The organism is Actinoplanes sp. NPDC051405, assembly GCF_055586185.1.
The window spans coordinates 182,277-203,549 of sequence record NZ_JBVJIR010000002.1 but is presented as its reverse complement, the minus strand read 5'-3'; the positions used below and the strand labels follow the sequence as shown (position 1 = coordinate 203,549).

At 73.4% G+C, this 21,273-nt stretch carries 17 protein-coding genes and 1 riboswitch; of the genes, 7 read left to right on the top strand and 10 right to left on the bottom strand.

Annotation, left to right across the window (positions count from 1 at the left end; genetic code table 11):
• Positions 1-6 precede the first annotated feature (6 nt).
• Positions 7-210: riboswitch (cobalamin riboswitch) on the bottom strand.
• A 36-nt stretch (positions 211-246) separates the two neighbouring features.
• Genes ACZ6S4_RS05295 through ACZ6S4_RS05285 form a run of 3 tightly spaced genes read right to left on the bottom strand, consistent with a single transcriptional unit; the run spans position 247 to position 3,827 of the window.
• The gene (locus tag ACZ6S4_RS05295) at positions 247-1,491 is read right to left on the bottom strand and encodes a D-arabinono-1,4-lactone oxidase (protein WP_465473688.1); all 1,245 of its coding nucleotides are present in this window, start codon (positions 1,489-1,491) and stop codon (positions 247-249) included.
• A 23-nt stretch (positions 1,492-1,514) separates the two neighbouring features.
• Positions 1,515-2,726, bottom strand: coding sequence for a fatty acid desaturase family protein (locus ACZ6S4_RS05290; protein ID WP_465473687.1), 1,212 nt, complete (start codon positions 2,724-2,726; stop codon positions 1,515-1,517).
• A 45-nt stretch (positions 2,727-2,771) separates the two neighbouring features.
• Positions 2,772-3,827 carry a ferredoxin reductase gene (locus ACZ6S4_RS05285; protein WP_465473686.1) on the bottom strand — a complete coding sequence of 352 codons (1,056 nt, stop codon included), beginning with the start codon at positions 3,825-3,827 and terminating at the stop codon, positions 2,772-2,774.
• Between the two features lie 95 nt (positions 3,828-3,922).
• Between ACZ6S4_RS05285 and ACZ6S4_RS05280 the strand changes: the two genes are divergently transcribed.
• Positions 3,923-5,095 carry a PucR family transcriptional regulator gene (locus ACZ6S4_RS05280; RefSeq protein ID WP_465473685.1) on the top strand — a complete coding sequence of 391 codons (1,173 nt, stop codon included), beginning with the start codon at positions 3,923-3,925 and terminating at the stop codon, positions 5,093-5,095.
• 88 nt (positions 5,096-5,183) lie between these two features.
• Complete coding sequence (locus ACZ6S4_RS05275; RefSeq protein WP_465473684.1) at positions 5,184-5,675, top strand: hypothetical protein; 492 nt, start codon at positions 5,184-5,186, stop codon at positions 5,673-5,675.
• Positions 5,676-5,713: 38 nt separating this feature from the next.
• Here the strand turns inward: ACZ6S4_RS05275 and ACZ6S4_RS05270 are convergent, their stop codons facing one another.
• The 4 genes from ACZ6S4_RS05270 to ACZ6S4_RS05255 are packed head-to-tail and all read right to left on the bottom strand — an operon-like array spanning position 5,714 to position 11,438.
• On the bottom strand, positions 5,714-7,048 hold the full coding sequence (locus ACZ6S4_RS05270) for a UDP-glucose dehydrogenase family protein (RefSeq protein WP_465473683.1): 1,335 nt from the start codon (positions 7,046-7,048) through the stop codon (positions 5,714-5,716).
• 24 nt (positions 7,049-7,072) lie between these two features.
• On the bottom strand, positions 7,073-8,260 hold the full coding sequence (locus tag ACZ6S4_RS05265; protein ID WP_465473682.1) for a right-handed parallel beta-helix repeat-containing protein: 1,188 nt from the start codon (positions 8,258-8,260) through the stop codon (positions 7,073-7,075).
• Positions 8,257-10,119, bottom strand: a complete 1,863-nt coding sequence (locus ACZ6S4_RS05260) for a right-handed parallel beta-helix repeat-containing protein (protein WP_465473681.1) — start codon at positions 10,117-10,119, stop codon at positions 8,257-8,259. Before ACZ6S4_RS05260 ends, ACZ6S4_RS05265 begins: the two co-directional genes overlap by 4 nt.
• Positions 10,116-11,438: a glycosyltransferase family 2 protein gene (locus tag ACZ6S4_RS05255; protein ID WP_465473680.1), complete on the bottom strand. Its 1,323-nt coding sequence runs from the start codon at positions 11,436-11,438 to the stop codon at positions 10,116-10,118. Before ACZ6S4_RS05255 ends, ACZ6S4_RS05260 begins: the two co-directional genes overlap by 4 nt.
• Positions 11,439-11,966: 528 nt before the next feature.
• Here ACZ6S4_RS05255 and ACZ6S4_RS05250 point away from each other — a divergent pair.
• Positions 11,967-13,523, top strand: a complete 1,557-nt coding sequence (locus tag ACZ6S4_RS05250; protein ID WP_465473679.1) for a LysM peptidoglycan-binding domain-containing protein — start codon at positions 11,967-11,969, stop codon at positions 13,521-13,523.
• Positions 13,524-13,526: 3 nt separating this feature from the next.
• Here the strand turns inward: ACZ6S4_RS05250 and ACZ6S4_RS05245 are convergent, their stop codons facing one another.
• Positions 13,527-15,041, bottom strand: a complete 1,515-nt coding sequence (locus tag ACZ6S4_RS05245; protein WP_465473678.1) for a GGDEF domain-containing protein — start codon at positions 15,039-15,041, stop codon at positions 13,527-13,529.
• Between the two features lie 88 nt (positions 15,042-15,129).
• Between ACZ6S4_RS05245 and ACZ6S4_RS05240 the strand changes: the two genes are divergently transcribed.
• Entirely contained in the window at positions 15,130-16,380 is a 1,251-nt protein-coding gene (locus tag ACZ6S4_RS05240; RefSeq protein WP_465473677.1) for a serine/threonine-protein kinase, read from the top strand.
• Between the two features lie 3 nt (positions 16,381-16,383).
• Here ACZ6S4_RS05240 and ACZ6S4_RS05235 read toward each other — a convergent pair whose 3' ends face one another.
• Together ACZ6S4_RS05235 and ACZ6S4_RS05230 are read right to left on the bottom strand one after the other, a co-directional pair.
• Positions 16,384-17,307, bottom strand: coding sequence for an AraC family transcriptional regulator (locus ACZ6S4_RS05235; protein ID WP_465473676.1), 924 nt, complete (start codon positions 17,305-17,307; stop codon positions 16,384-16,386).
• A gap of 4 nt (positions 17,308-17,311) precedes the next feature.
• Complete coding sequence (locus ACZ6S4_RS05230) at positions 17,312-18,124, bottom strand: NmrA family NAD(P)-binding protein (RefSeq protein ID WP_465473675.1); 813 nt, start codon at positions 18,122-18,124, stop codon at positions 17,312-17,314.
• Between the two features lie 248 nt (positions 18,125-18,372).
• Between ACZ6S4_RS05230 and ACZ6S4_RS05225 the strand changes: the two genes are divergently transcribed.
• The 3 genes from ACZ6S4_RS05225 to ACZ6S4_RS05215 are packed head-to-tail and all read left to right on the top strand — an operon-like array spanning position 18,373 to position 21,193.
• Complete coding sequence (locus ACZ6S4_RS05225; protein ID WP_465473674.1) at positions 18,373-19,509, top strand: inositol-3-phosphate synthase; 1,137 nt, start codon at positions 18,373-18,375, stop codon at positions 19,507-19,509.
• Entirely contained in the window at positions 19,506-20,354 is an 849-nt protein-coding gene (locus ACZ6S4_RS05220) for an SCO3242 family prenyltransferase (protein WP_465473673.1), read from the top strand. Before ACZ6S4_RS05225 ends, ACZ6S4_RS05220 begins: the two co-directional genes overlap by 4 nt.
• Complete coding sequence (locus ACZ6S4_RS05215; protein WP_465473672.1) at positions 20,351-21,193, top strand: sugar phosphate isomerase/epimerase family protein; 843 nt, start codon at positions 20,351-20,353, stop codon at positions 21,191-21,193. Before ACZ6S4_RS05220 ends, ACZ6S4_RS05215 begins: the two co-directional genes overlap by 4 nt.
• Positions 21,194-21,273: the final 80 nt, after the last annotated feature.

The following is a 21,273-nucleotide window of genomic DNA, read 5'->3' as shown; positions in this document are numbered from 1 at the left end:
GCAGGCCGGGATCATCGACGCGAGGCCGGTCTTCGGACTCCCGGATCAGCGCCTCACCGCCCGCCTTCCCAGCCGTCCGGCCAGTGGCTGCGCACAAGGATGCGCGTGGGCGGCAGCTCCCCGGTCACCGCGGCGGGCCCGTGCCGGATTCTCACCGGCTTCCCGATTCTCCCCACCCGTGGGCGGGGCACCTCGCAACAAGTTCGTGCCGGACGACACGCTACCGCCACGGACGGCGGCCGCGGGTCAGTGGCCCAGGATGTCGTCGAGCCAGGGGTTGCGGAAGGTGCCCTTGGGGTCGTACTTCGCGACCAGGGCCCGGAAGTCGGAGAAGCGGGGGTAGCGGCTGCGGACCGTTGCCGCGTCCGCCGTGAAGACCTTGCCCCAGTGGGGGCGGGCCTCCAACGGCGCGAGCTGCTCCTCCAGCGCCGCCACTGCCGGGAGGACCGCGGCCGTGTCGGCGATCCAGGTGAAGTGCAGGCCGAGGCTGTCGCGCTGGTAGTTCATGCTCAGCCACAGGTCGTCGGCCGCTACCGTACGGATCTCGTTCACCTGCAGGACCGGGACGATCTTCTCGCGGACCCGGGCCACCGCGTCGATCGCCTCCAGGGCGCGGTCGAACGGCACCATCCACTCCGACTGCAACTCCGCGCCGGTGCTGGGGGTGAACTCCATCTTGAAGTGCGGCAGCCGGGCGTGCCACGGGCCCGGTACGCCGAACTGGTCGGTGCTGTTGTCCGCCGGCACCCCGGGCACCGGGTGGCGCTTCCCGTCGGCCGGGCGGGCGCCGAAGAGCGGGCCTTCCGGCAGCTCGTCCGTACGCTTGAACCAGGCGTGGTTGATGTCCCCGGTCTGCCAGTTGGTGAACAGGCTGACGCTGTACCCGGCCGCGAGGATCTCCGGCAGGTGCTGTTCCAGCGACGCGCGGGGCAGGTCGTCGTAGACGTACTGGCGGATCTCGAACGCCGGCACCACGTCCAGGGTCAGCGCGGTCACGACGCCGAGGGCACCCAGGCCCACCACCGCGCCGGAAAAGTCTTCGTCGCCGCGGCGGAGGGTCACCAGTTCGCCGTCGCCGCGGATCAGATCGATCGCTGCTACCGAGGTGGCCAGGTTGCCGTGGCGGACGCCCGAGCCGTGGGTGGCCGTGGTGACCGCGCCGGCCACCGAGATGTGCGGGAGCGATGCCATGTTGTGCACCGCCAGGCCTTCCGCGTCGAGGCGGTCGACGAGTTCGCCGTACCGGATCCCGCCGTCGACCCGGACCGTCCTGCGGTCCTCGGCGATCTCCACGACGCGGGGCATGCTGATCAGGCTGACCAGGTCGCCGGTCGTGTCGGCCATCCGGTTGAAGGAGTGCCCGCTGCCCAGGACCCGCAGCGGCCCACCGGCCCGGACGATCTCCTGCAGCTCCGGCAGCGCCGCCGGCCGGTGCAGCCGGCGGGCGCCGAAGGTGATGTTGCCGGCCCAGTTGGTCACCACGTTGCTCACCGGACCAGCCTAGGCCGTGCGGGTCAGGAGTTCACAGCTACGGGCTCGGGCTGGGTCTCGGTGGCCGGGCGCTGCCAGCGGGTCGCCTTCACCTTGCGGCCGCTGGCCGGGCGCGGGCCGTCGGCGAGGGCCTTGGCCTCGCCGCGGTTGGGCAGCGAGAGCCGGAAGACCTTGTACCAGGCGGAGCCGACCTGCCGGGGCAGCGAGCCGCTGGTGTACGAGAGCCCGTACCGCTGGAACAGGTCGCGGATCTGCGGCGCGATCTCCTGGTACCGGTTGCTGGGCAGGTCCGGGAACAGGTGGTGCTCGATCTGGTACGACAGGTTGCCGGTCATGATGTGCATCGCCCGGTTGCCGTCGATGTTGGCCGAGCCGAGCATCTGGCGCAGGTACCACTCGCCGCGGGTCTCGCCCTCGATCGAGGTGCGCTCGAAGGTCTCCACGCCCTCCGGGAAGTGACCGCACATGATCACCGAGTGGGTCCACAGGTTGCGGACCAGGTTGGCCGTCGCGTTGGCGGCGATCGTGGTCAGCCAGGAGCCGGTCAGCGCGGACAGGGCCGGGTGCACGCCGTAGTCCTTCAGGATCTGCTTGCCGATCTTGCGGCGGACCTGCTTGAGCCGCTCCTTGAACTGCGGCGACTGGCGGCGCTTCTTGGTCTTGAGGTTCTTGCCCAGCTCCAGGTCGTACGCGGCGATGCCGTACTCGAAGAAGCAGGCGTTGACGAAGTTCCAGAGCGGCTGACCGAGATGGATCGGGCTCCAGCGCTGCTGCTCGTCGACGCGCATGATGCCGTAGCCGAGGTCGTTGTCCTTGCCGATCACGTTGGTGTACGTGTGGTGCAGCTCGTTGTGCGAGTGCTTCCACTGCTCCGACGGCGAGGCGTTGTCCCACTCCCAGGTGGTCGAGTGGATCTTCGGGTCGCGCATCCAGTCCCACTGGCCGTGCATGACGTTGTGCCCGATCTCCATGTTCTCGAGGATCTTGGCAACCGACAGGCCGGCCGTGCCGAGCAGCCAGGCCGGCGGGAAGATCGACACGAGCAGGACCGCGCGGCTGGCCAGCTCGAGCCGGCGCTGAGTGGTGATCACCCTGCGGATGTACCGGGCGTCGCGTTCGCCGCGGCTCGCCACGATCTCGTCGCGCAGGGCGTCCAGCTCGCGGCCGATGGCCTCGATGTCCTCGGCGGTCAGGTGCGCGATCGGGTTCTTCGGCTTGCGCTGCAGAGTGGTCACGGCAGTCCTCGGTTTCTTCGTGGAGCGGGGAGCGGGAGCGGAGTCTCAGTGGTCCAGGTGGCAGTTGCCGGCGGCGGCCGAGATGCAGGTCTGCACCAGGACGTTGTCGCCTTCGACGGCGGTGGTGATCGAGCCGTCGCGCAGGTCGCGCACGGCGCCCTCGGTCATCGGCAGCACGCAGCTGAAGCAGATGCCCATCCGGCAGCCGGACGGCATCAGCACGCCCGCGGCCTCGCCGGCCTCCAGCAGCGGTGTGCTGCCGTCGGCGTCGACGACCGTGCCGGAGCGGCCGAAGGTGACCTTGCCGCCGTCACCGGTGGCGATGACGGTCGGGCGGAACCGTTCGACGTGCGGCTGCGTGATGCCGGCCTCGGCGAAGTGCGCGCCCAGGTCGTCCAGCATCTCGTTGGGTCCGCAGGCCCAGGTGTGCCGCTCGGCCAGGTCGGGGACCAGGGTGGCCAGCTCCGGCGGGGCGATCCGGCCGGCGGTGGCGGTGTGCCGCTCGACGAAGCGGATCCGGCCCGCGGCGGCCAGCGTGCGCAGCTCGTCGCCGAAGACGACGGCCTCGCGTTCCCGGGCCGAGTGCACCAGCACGACGTCGTCCAGCTCGTGCAGGGCGCTGCGCAGGATGCCCATCACCGGGGTGATGCCGCTGCCGGCGGTCACGAACAGTACCTTGGCCGGGCGGGTGGCGGGCAGCGTGAAGTCGCCGGCGGGCTGGTCGAGATGCACCAGCATGCCGCGCCGGGCGTTGCGGATCAGGTAGTTGCTGACCACGCCGTCCTTGACGGCGTTGACGGTCACCGAGAGCCGGCCCGGTGCGCTGGTCACCGAGTACGCGCGCCACAGCCGTACGCCGTCCACGTCGACGCCGATGCGGACGTACTGGCCGGGCTCGTGCCGGCGGAAGCCGCGACCGGGCCGCAGCACCAGGGTCACCGCGTCGCGGGTCTCGGGCCGGACCGCCTCGATCCGGGCGCGCAGCACGCCGGCGTTGCGCAGGGGCGCGATCACGTCGAGGTAGTCAGCCGGCACCACCGGTGTCGTGAGGAGCTCCACGACCCGCCAAGCACCCGATCGCAGGGTTTGAGTCACCGCCATGTCTCAAGCCTGCGGTGATCTCGGCACGAATGCCTGACCCGGTCAAGGGAATTTAGCGGCAGGTTATTGTTCCCTACGAACAAAAGGGGGTCGCGGTGAGCGATGTGAAGGACTTCCGCCTGTCCGCCGAGGCGGCCGCCCCGCTGCGGCACGCGCTCCCGGCGGTCGCCACCCAGACCGTGGAGGCCATCACCGAGGGAGTGCCGGCGTACGCCAAGGCCTTCGCCGGGGAGCTCGGCCCGCAGATCGAGAAGGCGGTCCGGGCCGCGCTGGCCACCTTTCTGAACCTGGTGTCCCGTTCGGCCGGCAAGGGGCGGGGCTCACCGCTGACCCCGGCGCTGGAGGCAGCGTACGCGCTGGGCCGGGGTGAGGCGCGTAACGGGCGCAGCCTGGACTCGCTGCTGGCGGCGTACCGGCTGGGGGCGCGGGTGGCCTGGCGGGAGCTGGCGGCGATCAGCGTCGGGGCCGGGCAGGACTCGGCGACCATCGCGCACTTCGCCGAGCAGGTGTTCGCGTACATCGACGAGCTCTCCGCCGCCAGCGTCGCCGGGCACGCGGACGAGCTGGCCAGCTCCGGCCGGGTCCGCCGGCACCTGCTGGAACGCCTGGCCCAGGCGCTGCTGGCCGGCGAGCCCGCGCACGTGGTGACCGCGGCGGCCGAGCGCGCGGAGTGGGTGCCGCCGCAGACCCTCACCGCGGTGCTGGTGCCCGAGCCGTTCGCCCGCTCGGTGCTCGATCTGCTGGACGCGCGGACCCTGCACGTCGCCGAGGCCGGCCCGGACGAGACCTCGGTGCTGCTGGTCCCGGACGCCCAGGGCCCCTCGCGCATGCACCTGATGCGGTTGCTGGTGGGCCGGGGCGCGACCGTCGGACCGGTCCGGCCCTGGCTGCAGGCCCGCGACTCGCTCGCCCGGGCCGTGCGGACCTCCCGGTTCGCGCCGAGCGCCGGGGGAGCGGTGGTCGACACCGAGGATCACCTCGTCGCGCTCATCGTCACCGCGGACCCGCAGGCCCTGGCCGACCTGCGGGCCAAGGTGCTGGCTCCCCTGGCGGACGAGAAAGAGCCGGTGGCGGCCAAGCTGGCCGAGACACTGCGCGCCTGGCTGCAGCACCAGGGCCGCCGCGACGAGGTCGCCGCGGCGCTGTTCGTGCACCCGCAGACGGTCCGCTACCGGATGACCAGGCTGCGCGAGCTGTACGGCGACCGCCTGCGCGACCCGCAATGGCTGCTGCAACTGACCGTCGCCCTGGCCCTCGAACCCGCCTGAGCCGCCGTCCGCCGAACGAATGACCACCGTGGTCCCGTCCCGCGCGACGCGCTTATGGTCAGCGCGGACACGACGAACGGGGACAAGCGTGGACGATGACGACGAAGAGCTGCGGACCGGACAGGATGTCGTCCGCGAGGTGCTGGCCGCGCTGGCCCCGGCCGAGCTGCCGTACGTGGGGACGGTGCTGGAGGCGTACCGGATCGAGCCCTGGACCCTGACCGGTCTGGCCGGTGGCCGGCAGGTCGGATGGGCACCGTTCGTGCTGGGCTTCGTCGCCGAGACGGTGGTCACGCTCGCCGAGGGGGAACCCGGGCCGGCGCCCGCCCGGCGGGGCCGGCTCGCGGCGCTGCTCGACCGGTGGCGCCGCTCGCGCACCGACCACCTGGCTCGGGTGCCGGACCAGCCTGTGCCGGCCTTCGACCAGGGGCAGCTGCGCGCGGTCTGGGCCGCGGCGACGGACGCGGCCACCGAGCACGGCTGCTCGCCGGGCGACCGGGAGGCGTTCGCCGCGGCGGTGGTCGCGGCCCTGTCCGTCGGTCACCTGCCCGGACCGCGGCGCCCGCCGGAGCAGGCCTGACGCGAGGGCCGGACGGACCGGCCCCCGCGTCCTGAGCGTCAGGGACGGCCGAGCGCCTTGTACTCCCAGCCCGCGGCGCGCCACGCAGTCGGGTCGAGGGCGTGCCGGCCGTCGAAGATGCGCATGCCGGTGACCACCGCGGCCATGGCCTCCGGGGCGATCTCGCGGAACTCGGTCCACTCGGTGAGCAGCACGACCACGTCCGCGCCGCGGGCCACGTCGAGCGCGCTGGTGCCGTACGACAGCTCGGGGTGCACCTTGCGGGCGTTCTCCATCGCCGCCGGGTCGAACACGTGCACGTCCGCGCCCATGCTCGCCAGCGTGCTCGCCACGTCGAGGGCGGGCGCGTCCCGGATGTCGTCGGAGTTCGGCTTGAACGCCGCACCCAGGGCCGCGATCTTCTTGCCGGCCACGTCGCCGCCGCAGAGCTCGACGACCAGGTCGACCGTACGGGCCCGGCGGCGGCCGTTGATGCCGTCGATCTCGCGCAGGAAGCCGACCGCCTGGCCGACGCCGAGCTCCTCCGCCCGGTGCGCGAACGCCCGGATGTCCTTGGGCAGGCAACCGCCGCCGAAGCCCAGGCCGGGGCGCAGGAACTTGCCGCCGATGCGCTCGTCGTAGGCCAGCGCCTCGGCCAGGTCGTGCACGTCGGCGCCGGTGGCCTCGCAGACCTCGGCCATCGCGTTGATGTAGGAGATCTTGGTGGCCAGGAACGAGTTCGCGGCCACCTTGACCAGCTCGGCGGTCTGCAGGTCGGTGACCTTGACGGGTACGCCCTGGGCCAGCACCGGTGCGAAGGCCGAGCGCAGCTGCTGCTCCGACCAGGCCGAGGTGACGCCGAAGACCATCCGGTCGGGCTTCATGGTGTCGTCGACGGCGAAGCCCTCCCGCAGGAACTCCGGGTTCCAGGCCAGCTCGACCTGGTCGCCGGCCGGCGCGGTGGAGCGCAGCAGCTCGGCCAGGCGGGCGGCGGTGCCCACCGGGACCGTCGACTTGCCGACCACCAGGGCGCGGCGGTGCAGGTGTGCGGCGAGCGCGGTGACCGACGCGTCGACGTAGGTCATGTCCGCGGCCTCGGAGCCCTTGCGCTGCGGGGTCCCGACGCAGATGAAGTGGACGTCGCCGAACTCGCCGGCCTCCTGGAAGGAGGTCGTGAAGCGCAGCCGCCCGGTCTCCAGGGCCTTGGTCAGCAACTCCGGCAGACCCGGCTCGAAGAACGGCACCTCGCCGGAGTTGAGCCGCTCGACCTTGCTGGCGTCGACGTCGACGCCGATGACGTCGTAGCCCATCACTGCCATGCAGATCGCGTGGGTGGCGCCGAGGTATCCGGTGCCGATGACGGTGAGGCGGGGACGCGTGGTGGTGTTGTTCATCAGAAGTCTCCTAGCGCGGGGATGTCAGCTGCATGCGACGTTGGCGAGGCCCTCGGCCGCGCCGGTCGCCTTGTTGTCGCAGGCGACGCGGTTGTCCTCGACGGGGGCGAGGTGAAAGCCGTAACCGGGTCCGTCGACCCGGGCGATGTTGCCGGTGAAGGTGTTGCCGCGGCCCCAGCCGTCGTAGACCTGGTGGGTCTGGAAGCCGTCGGCCGGGCTGCGCTGCCCGGTGTTGCCGCTGATGGTCCAGTTGTTGCCCTTGACGTCGACCCACGAGTCGGCGCCGGTGATGGTGGTCCCGTCGAAGGTGTTGCCGGTGACGGTGCCGCCGGTGGTGCCCTCCTTGATGTCCACGGCCTCCGCGGTGGTGCCGGAGATGGTGTTGCCGCGGACCACGTTGCGGTCGCTGGTGTCGGGCGCGCCGCCGGTGATGGCGGGCCAGTTCGAGTTGGCCGTACCGATGTAGACGCCCTCGCCGAACTTCTCGCGCCGGTTGCCGGTGTCGCTGATGACGTTGTTCTCGACCACGTTGTCGGAACTGAACTTGCGCAGGTGGACGGCCTCGTCGCCGATCGCGGTGACAGTCAGCCCGCTGATCACGCTGTGGTTGACGCTGTCGCCCATGACGCCCTTCTGGGCGTTGCGGACGGTGAACCCGGCGATCCGCCAGTGGTCCGCACCGTTGAGGTGCAGGCCGTAGCCCTTCTTGATGCCGCCGCCGTCGATGACCGCGCCGGCGCCGCCGCAGAGGAAGATCGGCCGGTCCTCGGTTCCCTTGGCCGCCGCGGTGAAGGTCCCCGGGTAGACGCCGTCGGCCAGGGCGATGCTGGTGCCGGGTCCGGCCTGCTCCAGCGCGACCGACAGGCCGGCCGCGTCGGCGACCGTCACCGTGGCCGCCGGGCACGTGAGCGACGTGGTCGTCGCCACCGGTTCGGTGGCCACCGGGCCGGGGGTGGGCGCGGTGCCCGGCTCGGCCGGGAGAGTGCCCACCGGGGCGGTGGTGATCGGCTCGCCGGCCGGGATCGTCGGCCCGACCGGTCCGGTGGCGCCGGCGACCGGTGCCGTGGCCGACGGTGCGGTCAGCGAGACCACCAGGGCGATCACCGCGATGAGCAGGGCGGCGCCGCCGAGCCAGAGGCCCGGTCCGCCCGGCAGGGCCGCCAGGCGCCCCCGCAGCCGGGACCAGTCGAATCCGTTGTCCGGCTGGGTCACGCCGCGCTCCCGACGAGTTCGTCGGCCGGGGCCGGTGCCCTGAGCGGCACGGTGTTCGCGTACGGGTTGCCGAACCCCGGCCGGCGCCGGCGCACCCCCAGCACGGCCGAGCCGATGATCAGCAGGACGATGGCCACCCACAGCATCGTCATCGGGCTGGCGTAGTGCCGGAACCGGATCCAGAACGAGCTGGTGTCGTGCCAGGCCGAGACCGTGTTCTGGTCGACGTCGACATCACCGCGGGCCCGGGAGCTGTCCAGCGCGCTCGGGCCCACCCCGGCGATCACGTTGTAGCTGACCTTCGAGCCGCCGGTGGCGTCGACCAGAGCGATGCCGTGGTTGGTGGCGCCCTCGACGGTGTTGCCGCGGACCTCGGCGACCGAGCTGCGGACGTAGATGCCGTTGTCGGCGTCGCTGACCACGTTGCCGGTGATCAGCGCGTTCGTCACGCCGTCGCGGACCGCGATGCCCTGGCGCCGCTGATCGCTGACCTGGTTGCCGTTGATGGCCACGCTGTCGGCGCCCTCGCGGGCCACGATGCCCATGTCGCTGCCGACCACCGTGTTGTTCTGCACGGCGATGTTCAGCCCGCCGATGACCTCGATGCCGTAGTGCGCGTTGTAGCGGGCCACGCTGTTGGTCACCGAGTTGTTGCCGTAGCTGCCCACGAACTCGCCGGAGGCCGACGCGCCGGTGGCCAGCGGCAGGCCGTTGATGGTGAAGCCGTTGCCACCGTTGCCCTGGGCCGTGCTCGCGCTGACCCGGACCTGCTGGGCCGCCCGGGACAGCACGATGCCGTCGCCGCCGTTGTCGATCGAGACCACCCGCTGGATGTCCGCGCTGGAGGCGAACCGGTGCAGCACCAGGCCGTCCTGCAGGCTGCGGGCGATCGTGGTGTCGCTGATGGTGATGCCGTTGGCGCTGGAGACGAAGAGCCCGAACGCGTTGCCGCTGATGCTGGCGTGGTCGATCTTGCCGGAGACGTACGACAGGCCGGGCACGTCGAAGCGGGTGTCGGGCGCGGCCAGGTTGCCGCTGGGCTGGGCGAAGACGTCACCGGCGCCGGGCGCGGCGTCCGCGGCGGCGTCCGTGGCGAGCCGCTCGGCCTTGGCCTCGTGGCGCTGGGTCTTGGTCAGGTGGGTCGGACCGTCCACATCGCCGGTGTTCGGCCGGTCGGTGCCGGTCAGGCTGACGCCCGCGGTGCGGCCGCTCCAGAACCCCAGATCCGAGACCTGGGCGTACGACATGGCGAACTGCCCGCCGATGGCCCGGATGTAGGCCCGGCCGTCGTCCACCCGGGTGTCCGGCAGCCCGGTCCGCACGTCCCAGCTGGTGATCTTCGTGGGCGCCTGCGGGGTGCCCTCGACGGTGAGGCCGCCGCCGAAGGACACGATGGACACGAAACCGTTGGTGGTGCTGGCCATCCGCAGGGTCAGGCCGCCGGGATTGCTCAGCCGCAGCTTCGCTCCCGAGTTCAGGTAGATGTTCTCGGTGAGCAGGTAGCTGCCGTCGGCCTGCCGCACGAAGGTCTGCGGCGCCAGCTTGAGCAGATCGGTGACCGTGTACGGCTCCCGCTGCTGGGTCAGCACCAGGGTGTACCCGTCACCGGTGTCCAGCCGGTACGGCTTGGCCCAGCCGATGCCCCGGGTGGGCGCCACGGCGGTGACGGCGCGTACCTGGGTCAGCCGCCGGTCCTCGCCGGCGACGAGGGCGGCCTGCTGCTCGGCGGCCTCGGCGGTGGTGCCGGCGTCCACGACGCCCTGCGGGTCCGCGGCGGCCGGAGCCGCCAGGGCGAGCGAGGCGGTGGTGCCGAGCAGGACGGCGGCCAGGCCGGTGAGCCCGGTATGGGTCGGCTTCATGCGGAGACCCCCTGTCCGGCCAGCAGCGCGACGGGCTCCTCGGTGGTGTCTGCGGCCGGTGCGGTGGTACGGGTGGCGGTCAGAGTCGCCGAGCCCTGGCCCTCGCCGCCGACACTGTCCGCCGTACGGGTCAGCCAGCCCTGCTTGTTCATGGTCACGAAGGCGTAGAGCTTGATCGGCAGCGCGATGAAGATGACCACCAGCGCGGTCACCGGCAGCAGCAGGATCTCCTGCGGGTGCCGGCGCAGGTGCGAGTAGCCCCGCACACCGCGGCCCAGCAGCAGCCAGATCAGCGCGAGCCCGAGGGAGTGCAGCGTCAGCTCCAGGCGGCTGAAGATCAGGTACGCCAGCGCCATGCCCATGGTCACCGGGGTGAGCAGGATCTGCAGCACGGTGATCTTGGTGACCATCGGCTGCTTCCAGAGCCAGCCCTTCCACAGTGCCGTCAGATACGTGCGGTACGAGTTGCGGCTCCACCGGACCCGCTGCTTGACGAAGGCCGAGAACGAGGACGGGAACATCGAGATGGCCCGGGCCGACGACTGGTGCACGGTCTTGTAGCCCGAGGCCAGGACCAGCCAGGTGAGCCGCCCGTCGTCGCCGGCGACGCAGCGCCGGCCGAGGAAGAACTCGTCCTCCAGGTGGGTCAGCACCGGCGCGATCGCCGACCGGCGGTACGCCGCGGTACGCCCGGACAGGCACGCCACCGCCCCGGCCCGGCCCATCGCCGGCACGTAGTCGTAGTAGCGCAGGTTGACCAGCCAGTCCGCGATCCGCCGCCAGATGCTGGTGGTGCGCTGGTAGACGTTCTGCTGGGTGCCCACCCCGCCGACAGCCGGGTCCACGAAGGGCATCTGCACGGCCGCCAGCAGACCGGGCTCCCAGCGGGTGTCGGAGTCGGCGAGCACGATCAGTTCGCCGGTGGCGGCCCGGATGCCGACGCCGAGCGCCGAGCGCTTGCCGCGGTGCACGAACGGGATGACCCGCAGCCGCGGGTCGGTGACGGCGGCGAGGCGGGCGAGCACCTCGGTGTCCTCGACGTCGGGGACGATGATGACCTCGTACGGGTCCTGCGACAGCCAGCTGTCCAGGCATTCGAGCAGGATGTCGGGGTCCTCGCGGTAGGCGGGGACGACCACGGAGACGGTGGTGCGGAAGTCGTTGACCACGGGCCGGGCGAAGCGGGACAGCACGGCCCGGTAGAGCCAGAGGATCCAGACGAAGATGCCGGCCAGGCCGAGCGGCATGACGTCGCGCCACGACGTCGAGCCCACTGACTCGACGATCCAGGACCAGATCACGTCGATGTATCCAGACATGGGTGTTACTCCCTAAAGCCTTGCAGCGCATGGGGATGCGGAGGGGTCTCACCTGCCCGGGCGGCGCCACGAGGGGGAACTCGGGCGCGCGGGATCCACCGTGGGATGCGGCGGGGAGCAGGGAGGGGGCCGGCGGCGGCGTTGCCGCGGGCGACAGGTAGGTCAGGAACTCCGGAGGTACGGAGAGCTGCTACCGGCGCGACCGGCTCTGCGGGAGTGGTGGTACGAGCGCCGGGCAGGGTGGCCGTCGGCGCGTGGTACGGGCTGCGTTGCTCATGAGCGATCTCCTTGGAAGCACCAAGGACGTCGGTTTCGCCGCTGGCTCCCCGCCGGACATGGGCGACCAACTCGCCCGGCGGATCGTCACCTCGCCCACGACTCGGGATGAGTCGTTCGGGAATATCCTGTCATTTACCTATTTGTCAGTCGTCGGCCGAACGGCCAGCCTTTGCGGGCGACCCGGCCCGGTGCCTGGTCGCCGGGACGGTCAGAGTCTTGCCGACATCGATGAAATGTAGGGTGACCGGCATGCTTTCGCGGGCCGTGCTCCTGGCGCTGACTCTCGCCCTCACCGGCCCGCTCCTCGCGGCTGCCGGTCCGGCCGCCGCGGCCTCACCGGCGCCGGGCGGGACGCCCACGCTGGCGCTCGGCGGGACGCCCGCGCGGGCGGTCGGCGGGACGCCCGCGCGGGTGCTCGGCGGGACGCCCGCGCGGGTGCTCGGCGGGACGCCCGCGCGGGTGCTCGGCGAGAGGGCCGTGCAGGTGCTCGGCGGGATGCCCGCGCACTTGCCCGGTCGGCAGGGCGTGCGGGCGGTCGATCGGCCCGCCGCGCAGGCGCCCACGCCGTCCGCCTCACTGCCGCCCTCCGGCGCCGCGGAGTCGGTGAAGTGGTACCGCGTGCGGCCCAGCTACGACGGTGAGCACGAGTACCTCTACGAGATCGCCGAGCGGTTCCTCGGTGACGGCGACCGGCTGGACGAGATCTTCGAGCTCAACCGCGGTCGCCTGCAGGCCGACGGCAGCCGCCTGACCGTCCCGGACGAGATCGAGTCCGGCTGGGTGCTGCGCATGCCCGCCGACGCCGAGGGCCCCGGGCTGGAGACCGGCCCGCTGCCGGCCGCGGCACCCAGCGCCCCTGCCGCCTCCGCGCCCGCACCGCGGGCGACCACCGCCCCGCAGAAGTCCGGGGTGTCGCCGATCCTGCTCGTCGCCGGGCTGCTCCTGGTCGTGGCCGGCGCCGTCCTCGCGGTCGTCCGGGCCCGCCGCCGACGGACCACGCCTCCCGCCGCCGGAGTCGTGGTGCCACGCCAGCGCACCGGCGAAGACGCCGCCGCCTCCTGGACCATCGACCGGGCCCTGCGGGTGCTGGCCACCTCCGCCGCCGCGGCGGGCCGGCCGGCGCCGCCCGTCCTGCGCGTCAGCGTCGGCGAGAGCTGGATAAGCCTGCGGCTCGCCGAGGCCGACCCGGCTCCGTGCGAGCCTTGGGAGGCGCGCGAGGACGGCACGCTCTGGGTCGCCGCGCTGCGCGCGTTGCAGGCCCTGCCGGCCGACCAGCAGCTCGCCGCACTGTGCCCGCGGCTGGTGACGCTCGGCGTCCAGGACGGTACGCGTGAGCTGCTGGACCTGGGCCGGGTCGGGGGGCCGGTGAGCCTGCGGGGAGACGCGCCGGCCACCCGGACGCTGCTCGGGGCCTGGGCCGCCGAGCTGACCGGCAGTCCCTGGTCGTCCGGCGTACGGGTGGTGGCCGGCGGCCTGCTCCCCGAGGTACACGACGCGGGCCCGGTGCTGTCCGTGCCCGCCCTCGACGACGCCGTCACTCAGGCCACCGGCGAGACGACCCCGGACGCGCCGGACGACGGGTGGCTCTCCGTGCTGCTGCTCGGGGCCGTACCGGCGGGGCGCGACGCCGACCGGGTGCGGGAGCTGGTGGCGCGGGAGGGGCAGCCATGGGCTGTGGTCGTGCTGGGCCGGGCCAGAACCGGGTCTGTGCAGCTCACCCTGCATCCGGACGGCCGGCTGGAGACCGGGTCGCTGGGCGTCACCGTCCGGACGCCGAGGGCGGTGGCCGAGCCCAGGCCGGTCTGAGGGTCACTCGGTGTCGGCGACCACCCGGTCGCGGCCGGCGTGTTTGGCCGCGTAGAGGTGCCGGTCGGCGCGGGACAGCAACATCGCCGGCGTGACCCGCGGGTCGGCGGTGGCCGTCACGCCGATGCTGGCGGTGACCGGCAGGCGGCCGGTGATCGGCGCCCAGTCGTGCCCGCGTAGCCGTGCGGCCAGTTGCTCGCAGACCCGGACGGCCGCAGCCGTATCGGTGCCGGGCAGCACCAGCAGGAACTCCTCGCCGCCGAGCCGGGCGGCGAACGCGGGCTCGGCCAGCGCCTCGCCGAGCAGCCGGCCCACCTGGCGCAGCACGAGGTCACCCGCGTCGTGCGACAGTGTGTCGTTGATCCGCTTGAAGTGGTCCAGGTCGGCGATCGCCACTGCCAGCGGGCTGCCGGCCGCCACCGCCTCGCCGAGCAGCGCCGGCAACCGCTCGTCGGCGTAGCGGCGGTTGTGCAGGCCGGTCAGCGCGTCGCGGTGGGCCAGCTCGCGGAAGTGCTCGCCGACCCGGCGGGCCTCGGTCGCCTCGAACACCGCCTGCAGCGTACGGGCCTGGGCGTCGCGCTGCGCGGACTGGAGTTCGGCGAAGAACCGGTGGTACGCCACGTGCGCGTCGTACGCCTCGCGGTGCAGGTCCATCGCCGCGTACAGGGCGGCCTGCTGCTCCAGCATCGCCGCCTGGGTGGCCCGCAGCCCGCGCTCCCGCGCGAGCCGGCGGGCGGCGTCCAGATCGGCCTGGGCGGCGCTGAACTCGCCGGCCAGCCGGTGCGCCTCGCCGAGGGTCAGCATCGCCTCGGGCAGCGCCGCGCTGGTGCTGTGCAGGTACTCGGGATCCTGGGTCAGCGGGCGCAGGATCTCCTCGACCGCCCGATGGTCACCGCCGGCCAGCCGGACCCGGGCGATCGTGATGAGCTGCGGCCCGTCCAGCGGGATCCCGGCGGCGGCCTGGACCTCGGTCATCCGCTCGACCGCCCGGGCCGCGGTGCCGGGATCGTCCTGCTGGGTGGCCAGGTTGGCCAGGTTGCCGAGGATCATCAGCATCTGCTGGTGGTCGCCGGTGGTGGCGGCCAGCTCGAGGGCCTCGCGGTAGCGCTGCGCGGCCTCGGCGGGGGAGCCGCTCTCGCCGAGCACCACGGCCAGCGTCATCAGGTGCCGGACGCGTACGGCCACCGGGTCGTCGGCGCCGAGGTGGGCGACCGCCTGCACGGCGTGTCCGAGGGCGCCGGCCAGGTCGCCGATGTAGTAGTGGAAGTGGGTCAGCGTGCGGTGGCTGCAGGCCAGCACGTACGCGTCACCGCGCTCCAGCGCCCAGGCGTTGACCTGCTGGGCGAGGGTGCCGCCCTCGGCCGTACGCCCCTCGCGCAGCGCCGCGTCGGCCCGGATCAGCCGGGCGCGCATCGCGGTGCGATCGTCACCGTCGCGCTCCAGCGGCGCCGCCGCGGCGGCCGTGGCCCGGAAGTCGGTGACCGGTCGCAGCTCCAGTTCCGCGACCTCGATGCTCACAAAACGCAATGTAATGCTCACAGGTCTCGCTCGGGGCGCGAACCGGGCCTCCGGGTTTCCCCGCCGGAGCGGTGGGCACAGCCTTCGCGTGGACGAACGGTATCGACTGCGGGAACGGCTCGGCGTGGGCGGCATGTCCGAGGTGTGGCGGGCGCACGACCAGGTGCTCGCCCGGGACGTGGCGGTCAAGGTGATCGCCCCCGGGGCGCCCGCCGACTCGCAACGCCCGGCCCGCATCCGGCTCGAGGCGCGCGCCGCCGCCGGCCTGCGGCACCCGAACATCGTCGAGGTCTACGACTACGGCGAGGCCACCGACGGCGCCGGCCAGGCCCGCCCGTACGTGGTGATGGAGCTGGTCGAGGGTCCGACGCTGGACGATCTGCTCAAGGACCGGGCCCTGCCGTGGGCCGCCGCCACCCGGATCGGTGCGCAGGTCGCCGCGGCGCTGGCCGCCGCGCATGCCCGCGGGGTGGTGCACCGCGACGTGAAGCCCGGCAACGTGATGGTCACCCCGGACGGCGTGAAGCTGGTCGACTTCGGCATCTCGGCTGCCGCCGGCGCGGTCGACGAGACCGACGGCGAGGTGCTGGGCACCCCGGCCTACCTGGCCCCGGAACGCCTCGACGGCGGCCCGGTCCGGGTGGCCACCGACGTGTACGCGCTCGGCCTGCTGCTCTACCGCGCGCTGGCCGGCCGGCTGCCGTGGACCGCGTCGACGGTCACCCAGATGGTCGGTAACCACCTCTACGTCGACCCGGCGCCGCTGCCCCGGATCGCCGGGCTGCCGTCGCGGGTGGCCGAGCTGGTGCGGCGCTGCCTGGCCAAGCGCCCGGAGGACCGGCCGAGCGCGGCGGAGGCGGCCCGGATCCTCGGTGCGGCCGCGGGTCAGCCCGTTCCGGAGCCGCTGGCCCTGCCGACCGTCGCAGCCCAGGCCGGCGCGCCGACCGTCGCCCTGACGGTGCCGGCTCCCCGCCGTCCCCGCCGTCCCCGCCGCCCGGGGCTGCTGATCGCCGCGGGGGTCGCGGCGGTGGCGATGATGACGTCGTTCACCTGGTGGCCCTCGGGCACGCCCCGGTCGGCCGAGGCCGAGGCCTCGACGGTGCCGTCCGCGTCCGCCCCGGCTCCGTCGAGTGCCGCGCCGGCACCGGTGCCGTCCGGGACACCGGCCGACCGCCCGGTGGGCCGCCGGACGACGGTGACGAAGCCCGTGGTGGCCACCAAGGCCAAGCCCAAGGAGGCGCCCGGGCCGGAGCCCAAGGACGACAACAAAGGCAAGTCCAAGGGCAAGTCCAATGGCGGGGAGAAGGCGGGCAAGTCCAAGGGCAAGGGCAAGGGCTGACCCTCAGGCCAGCCGCCGGTACTCCTGCGGGCTCATGCCGCGCTCGCGTTTGAACGCCGCGCTCAGGGCGAACGCGCTGCCGTAGCCGACCCGGCGGGCCACCGCCCCGATCGTCGACTCCGGCTCGCGCAGCAGATCCGCCGCCAGCGTCAGCCGCCAGGTGGTCAGGTAGCTCATCGGTGGTTCGCCGACCAGCTCGGTGAAGCGCCGGGCCAGCGCCGAGCGCGACACCCCGCACCGCTGCGCCAGGGTCGCCACCGTCCACGCCTCGGCCGGTTCCTCGTGCAGCAACCGCAGGACCGGCCCGACCACCGTGTCGTTCCGCGCCCGGTACCAGGCGGGCGCCCCGGACTCCGGCGCGGCCAGCCAGCTCCGCACGACCGCCACCAGCAGCAGGTCCAGGATCCGGTCCAGGACCAGCTCCTGGCCGGGCTCCGGGCGGCTGATCTCGGCGGCGAGCAGCTCCACCGGTCCGGCCGCACCCGGGCGCACCAGCAGCGGCGGCAGCGCGTCGAGCAGCCGCCGGCTCACCTCGCTGCGCAACTGGTAGGTCCCGGTCAGCAGCAGGGTGCTGCCGTCCGGCCCGTCGCCCCAGGTGCGCCTGCCGGCGTCCACCGTGGCGGTCCGGTCGGGGCCGGCCAGCGTGGTGCACGTCTGTCCGGGACCGATCAACGTCTGCCACGGCGTGCCCGGATCGTCGGCGACCGTGTAGTGGCCCGGCCCGCGGACCAGCGCCACGTCGTACGGGTGCAGCAGCACCGGCTCCCCGTCGTCGGGCAGCACCCAGGCGGCCCCCCGCACCAGCGTCATCACGGTCAGCGGCGCCTCGTCCTCGATCCGCAGCGCGTACGGCGGTTCGAGCAGCGACCGCAGCAGGAACGCCCCCCGCGCCCGCGGCCCGTCCAGCAGCCCGGTCAAGGTGTCCACCCGGTCACCGTAGCGCCACGTCCCAGACACCGGTGGCCGCCGTGGCCCGCGCGTAGTCGGCGAAGTCCCGGGGCGGGCGGCCCAGCGCGCGTTGCACCCCGTCGGCCACGCTGGCGTTGCGACCGTCGGTGATCATGTGGAACAGGTCGCCGAGGTCCTCGGGCAGGCCGTGCTCGCGCAGCACCGCGGCGAACTTCTCGGGCCGCAACGCCGTGAAGCTCAGCGGCCGGCCGGTGGCCTTGGCGATCTCGGCGGCCGCGTCGGCGAAGGTGAGCAGGCGGGGGCCGGTCAGCTCGTAGGTCTGCCCGGCGTGCCGCGCGTCGGTGAGCGCGGCCACCGCCACCTCGGCGATGTCGTCCGCGTCGGTGAACGGCTCGGCGGCGTCGCCCACGGGCAGCGCCAGCTCGCCGGAGAGCACGGCGTCGAGCAGGAAGCCTTCGCTGAAGTTCTGGTTGAACCAGCTGGACCGCACCACTGTCCACTCCAGACCGGAGCGGCGCACGGTGTCCTCACTGATGAGCGCCTGTGGTTCACCGCGGCCGGAGAGCAGGACCAGCCGGCGTACGCCGCGGGCCGCCGCCCGGTCCACCAGGGCGGCGACCGTCTCCGCCGCACCGGGCAGCGCGAGGTCGGGATAGAAGCTGAGGTAGGCCGCGTGGACGCCGTCCAGGGCGGCGTCCCAGGTCGGCGGCCGGTCCCAGTCGAACGGGGTTTGCGCCGAGCGCGAGCCGATCCGTACGGGCCGCCCCTGCCGGGTGAGCAGGGACGCGATCCGCCGGCCGGTCTTGCCCGTGCCGCCGAGCACCAGAGTTGTCATGCCCTGAGTCAACCGCCGCCCGCCGGGACGGGCCATGGTCCGAAGTCGCCCGTCCATACGCGAGCGTCCACAACCGCCGATCGACTTTCGTACGGGGCACGGAAAAGTTTTGATCGCACATGGAGAACTTTCTTCATATCGAGCCTTTCCTTTGTCCCGCGCCCTGGGCTAGCGTCGCCTCACGTAACACGGAAGACACATGGTGTTAGCGGAAGTACGTCTCTGCCTGCGATCGGAAGGGATGCCGTATGCGCACGGGAATCTGGTTGATCGGCGCACGCGGCTCGGTCGCCGTGACCGCCATCGTCGGCGCCACCGCTCTGCGGGCCCGCCTGGTCGAGCCCACCGGCTGCGTCACCGAGTTGCCGCAGCTGCGCAGCACGGCCCTGCCCGGCTGGGGCGAGCTGGTCTTCGGCGGCCACGACATCGTCACCACGCCGGTGCTGAAGAAGGCCGACGCGCTGGCCGCCGCGGGTGTCGTGCCCGGCCGGCTGGTGGCCGCCCTGGCCGACGAGCTCACCGCGATCGAGAATGACCTGCGGCCGCTGCCCGCGGCGCCGACCCAGGCCGGCACCGCCGAGCGGATCGCCGCCGACCTGCGCGAGTTCAGGGCGCGGCACGAGCTGGAGCAGATCGTGGTCATCAACGTGTCGACCACCGAGCCGCTGCCGGAGCCGCACCCCGCACACGCCCGGCTGGCCGCCCTGACCGAGGCGCTGGACGGGCCCGATCCGGTGCTGCCGCCCAGCGCGCTGGCCGCGTACGCCGCCTTCGCCGCGGGGTGCGCGTTCATCGACTTCACCCCCTCCACCGGCGCGCGCCTGCCGGCTCTGGCCGAGCTGGCCGAGAGCGCGGGCGTGCCGTACGCGGGCAACGACGGCAAGACCGGCGAGACGCTGGTCAAGTCGGTGCTGGCGCCCATGTTCGCGCTGCGCAACCTGCGGGTGCGCAGCTGGTCGGGGATCAACCTGCTGGGCGGCGGCGACGGCGCGAACCTGGCCGACCCCGCCGCCAACGCCGCCAAGGTGGCCAGCAAGCAGCGGGTGCTGGGCGACGCCCTGGGCTACCAGCCGGAGGGCACCAGCCGCATCGACTACGTGGCCGAGATCGGCGACTTCAAGACGGCCTGGGACCTGGTCACCTTCGAGGGCTTCCTGGGCACCGGCATGCGGATGGAGTTCACCTGGCACGGCTGCGACTCCGCGCTGGCCGCCCCGCTGGTGCTCGACCTGGCCCGGCTGACCGCCGCCGCGCACCGGGCCGGACGCGCCGGACCGCTGAGCGAGCTGGGCTTCTTCTTCAAGGACCCGCTGGGCGCCGGGCCGTCCGCGCTGGCCGAGCAGTGGGCCACCCTCGCGACGTTCACGGCGGGGCTGACGCGATGAAGGCGCCGCTGCGTACGCTCGCGGAGCTGGTCCGTGCTCCGGCGGCGCTGTCGGTGCCGGGTGACGTGGTGGCCGGGGCAGCCGCGGCCGGCACGCTCAGCGCCCGCACCGCGGGACTGGCCGGCGCGTCGGTCTGTCTCTACTGGGCCGGCATGGCCGCCAACGACTGGGCCGATCGCGACCTCGACGCGGTCGAACGACCCGAGCGCCCGATCCCGTCCGGCCGGATCTCGGCCCCGGCGGCGCTGGGCATCGCCGCCGGGCTCACCGCGGCCGGCCTGGCCGTCGCCGCCAAGGCCGGGGGAGCGCGGGCCCTGGCGGTGGCCGTGCCGCTGGCCGCCGCGGTCTGGGCCTACGACCTGCGGGCCAAGAACACCGCGGCCGGACCGGCGGGCATGGCCGCCTGCCGCGCCCTCGACGTCCTGCTCGGTGCGACCCCCGGCGATCCGGTACGGGCACTGCCGGCCGCCCTGGCCGTCGCGGCCCACACGTACACGGTGACCGAGCTGTCCCGCCGCGAGGTCTCCGGCAGCGACAGCACCGCCCTGCCCGCCACGACACTGAGCGCCACCGTCGCCCTCGCGGCGGCGGTCGCGTCCCGCGGCACCGCGGCGACCGGCCTGCTCGCCGGCGAATACGTGACCAGCTACGGCCGTGCCCAGGCCCGCCTGTTCACCGAACCCGGCGCCGCCACCGTGCGCGCCGCGGTCGGCGCGGGCATCACCGCGCTGCCGTCGTTGCAGGGCGCCCTCACCGCCCGGGCCGGCCGCGGCTGGACCGGCCTCGCGCTCGCCGCCGCGGCGCCGCTCGCCCGGCTGCTCGCCCGCAAGGTCTCACCCACATGACCGGGCTGCGGTTCGGCTACGGCACCAACGGGTTCGCCAACCACCGCCTCGCCGACGCGCTGACGGTGATCGCCGGGCTCGGCTACACCGGGGTGGCGCTGACGCTGGACCACGACCACCTCGACCCGTTCGCGCCCGGCCTGGCCGCCCGGGTGACCCGGACCGCCGACCAGCTCCGCGACCTGGGCCTCGCGGTCGTCATCGAGACCGGCGCCCGCTATCTGCTCGACCCCTGGCGCAAACACGCGCCCACGCTGCTGCACGACGATCGCAAGCTGCGGCTCGACTTCCTGCGGCGCGCGGTCGCGGTCGGCGCGGACCTGGGTGCCGAGGCCGTCTCGTTCTGGGCCGGGGTACGCCCGGACGACGTCGACGAGCGCACCGCCTGGCACCGGCTGGTCGACGGCTGCGCCGAGGTCACCGAGGCAGCGACCGCCGCCGCCGTCCCGCTCGGCTTCGAGCCCGAGCCGGGCATGCTGGTGGCCGACATCGCGGACTGGCGACGGCTGCACACCGAGCTCGGCGCCCCGGCCATGTTCGGCCTCACCCTCGACATCGGACACTGCCGGTGCCTCGAGCCCGATCCGGTGCCCGACTGTGTGACCGCGGTCGCCGGGCACCTGGTCAACGTGCAGATCGACGACATGGTCCGGGGCGTGCACGAGCACCTCGAGTTCGGCACCGGCGAGATCGACTTCCCGCCGGTGCTGCGGGCCCTTCGGGAGAGCGGTTACCGAGGCCTGGTCGCCGTCGAACTGCCCCGGCACTCGCACGCCGCTCCGGCCGTCGCGCGCGAGTCCCTGGCCTTCCTGCGGGCGGCCGACGAGGAGGCGCGATGACCGCCTGCACCGAGCATCGCCGTGCGGGACCTGCCGACGGCCGGGACCGCGAGGGCCAGGGCATCGCAAAGGAGACTCAG

What these genes read in the sequence shown, in the direction of transcription:
- ACZ6S4_RS05270 (WP_465473683.1), bottom strand. Translation starts at nt 7,048, where the DNA reads ATGAACAACACCACCACGCGTCCCCGCCTCACCGTCATCGGCACCGGA.
- ACZ6S4_RS05255 (WP_465473680.1), bottom strand. Translation starts at nt 11,438, where the DNA reads ATGTCTGGATACATCGACGTGATCTGGTCCTGGATCGTCGAGTCAGTG.
- ACZ6S4_RS05285 (WP_465473686.1), bottom strand. Translation starts at nt 3,827, where the DNA reads ATGGCGGTGACTCAAACCCTGCGATCGGGTGCTTGGCGGGTCGTGGAG.
- ACZ6S4_RS05225 (WP_465473674.1), top strand. Translation starts at nt 18,373, where the DNA reads ATGCGCACGGGAATCTGGTTGATCGGCGCACGCGGCTCGGTCGCCGTG.
- ACZ6S4_RS05230 (WP_465473675.1), bottom strand. Translation starts at nt 18,124, where the DNA reads ATGACAACTCTGGTGCTCGGCGGCACGGGCAAGACCGGCCGGCGGATC.
- ACZ6S4_RS05215 (WP_465473672.1), top strand. Translation starts at nt 20,351, where the DNA reads ATGACCGGGCTGCGGTTCGGCTACGGCACCAACGGGTTCGCCAACCAC.
- ACZ6S4_RS05250 (WP_465473679.1), top strand. Translation starts at nt 11,967, where the DNA reads ATGCTTTCGCGGGCCGTGCTCCTGGCGCTGACTCTCGCCCTCACCGGC.
- ACZ6S4_RS05220 (WP_465473673.1), top strand. Translation starts at nt 19,506, where the DNA reads ATGAAGGCGCCGCTGCGTACGCTCGCGGAGCTGGTCCGTGCTCCGGCG.
- ACZ6S4_RS05260 (WP_465473681.1), bottom strand. Translation starts at nt 10,119, where the DNA reads ATGAAGCCGACCCATACCGGGCTCACCGGCCTGGCCGCCGTCCTGCTC.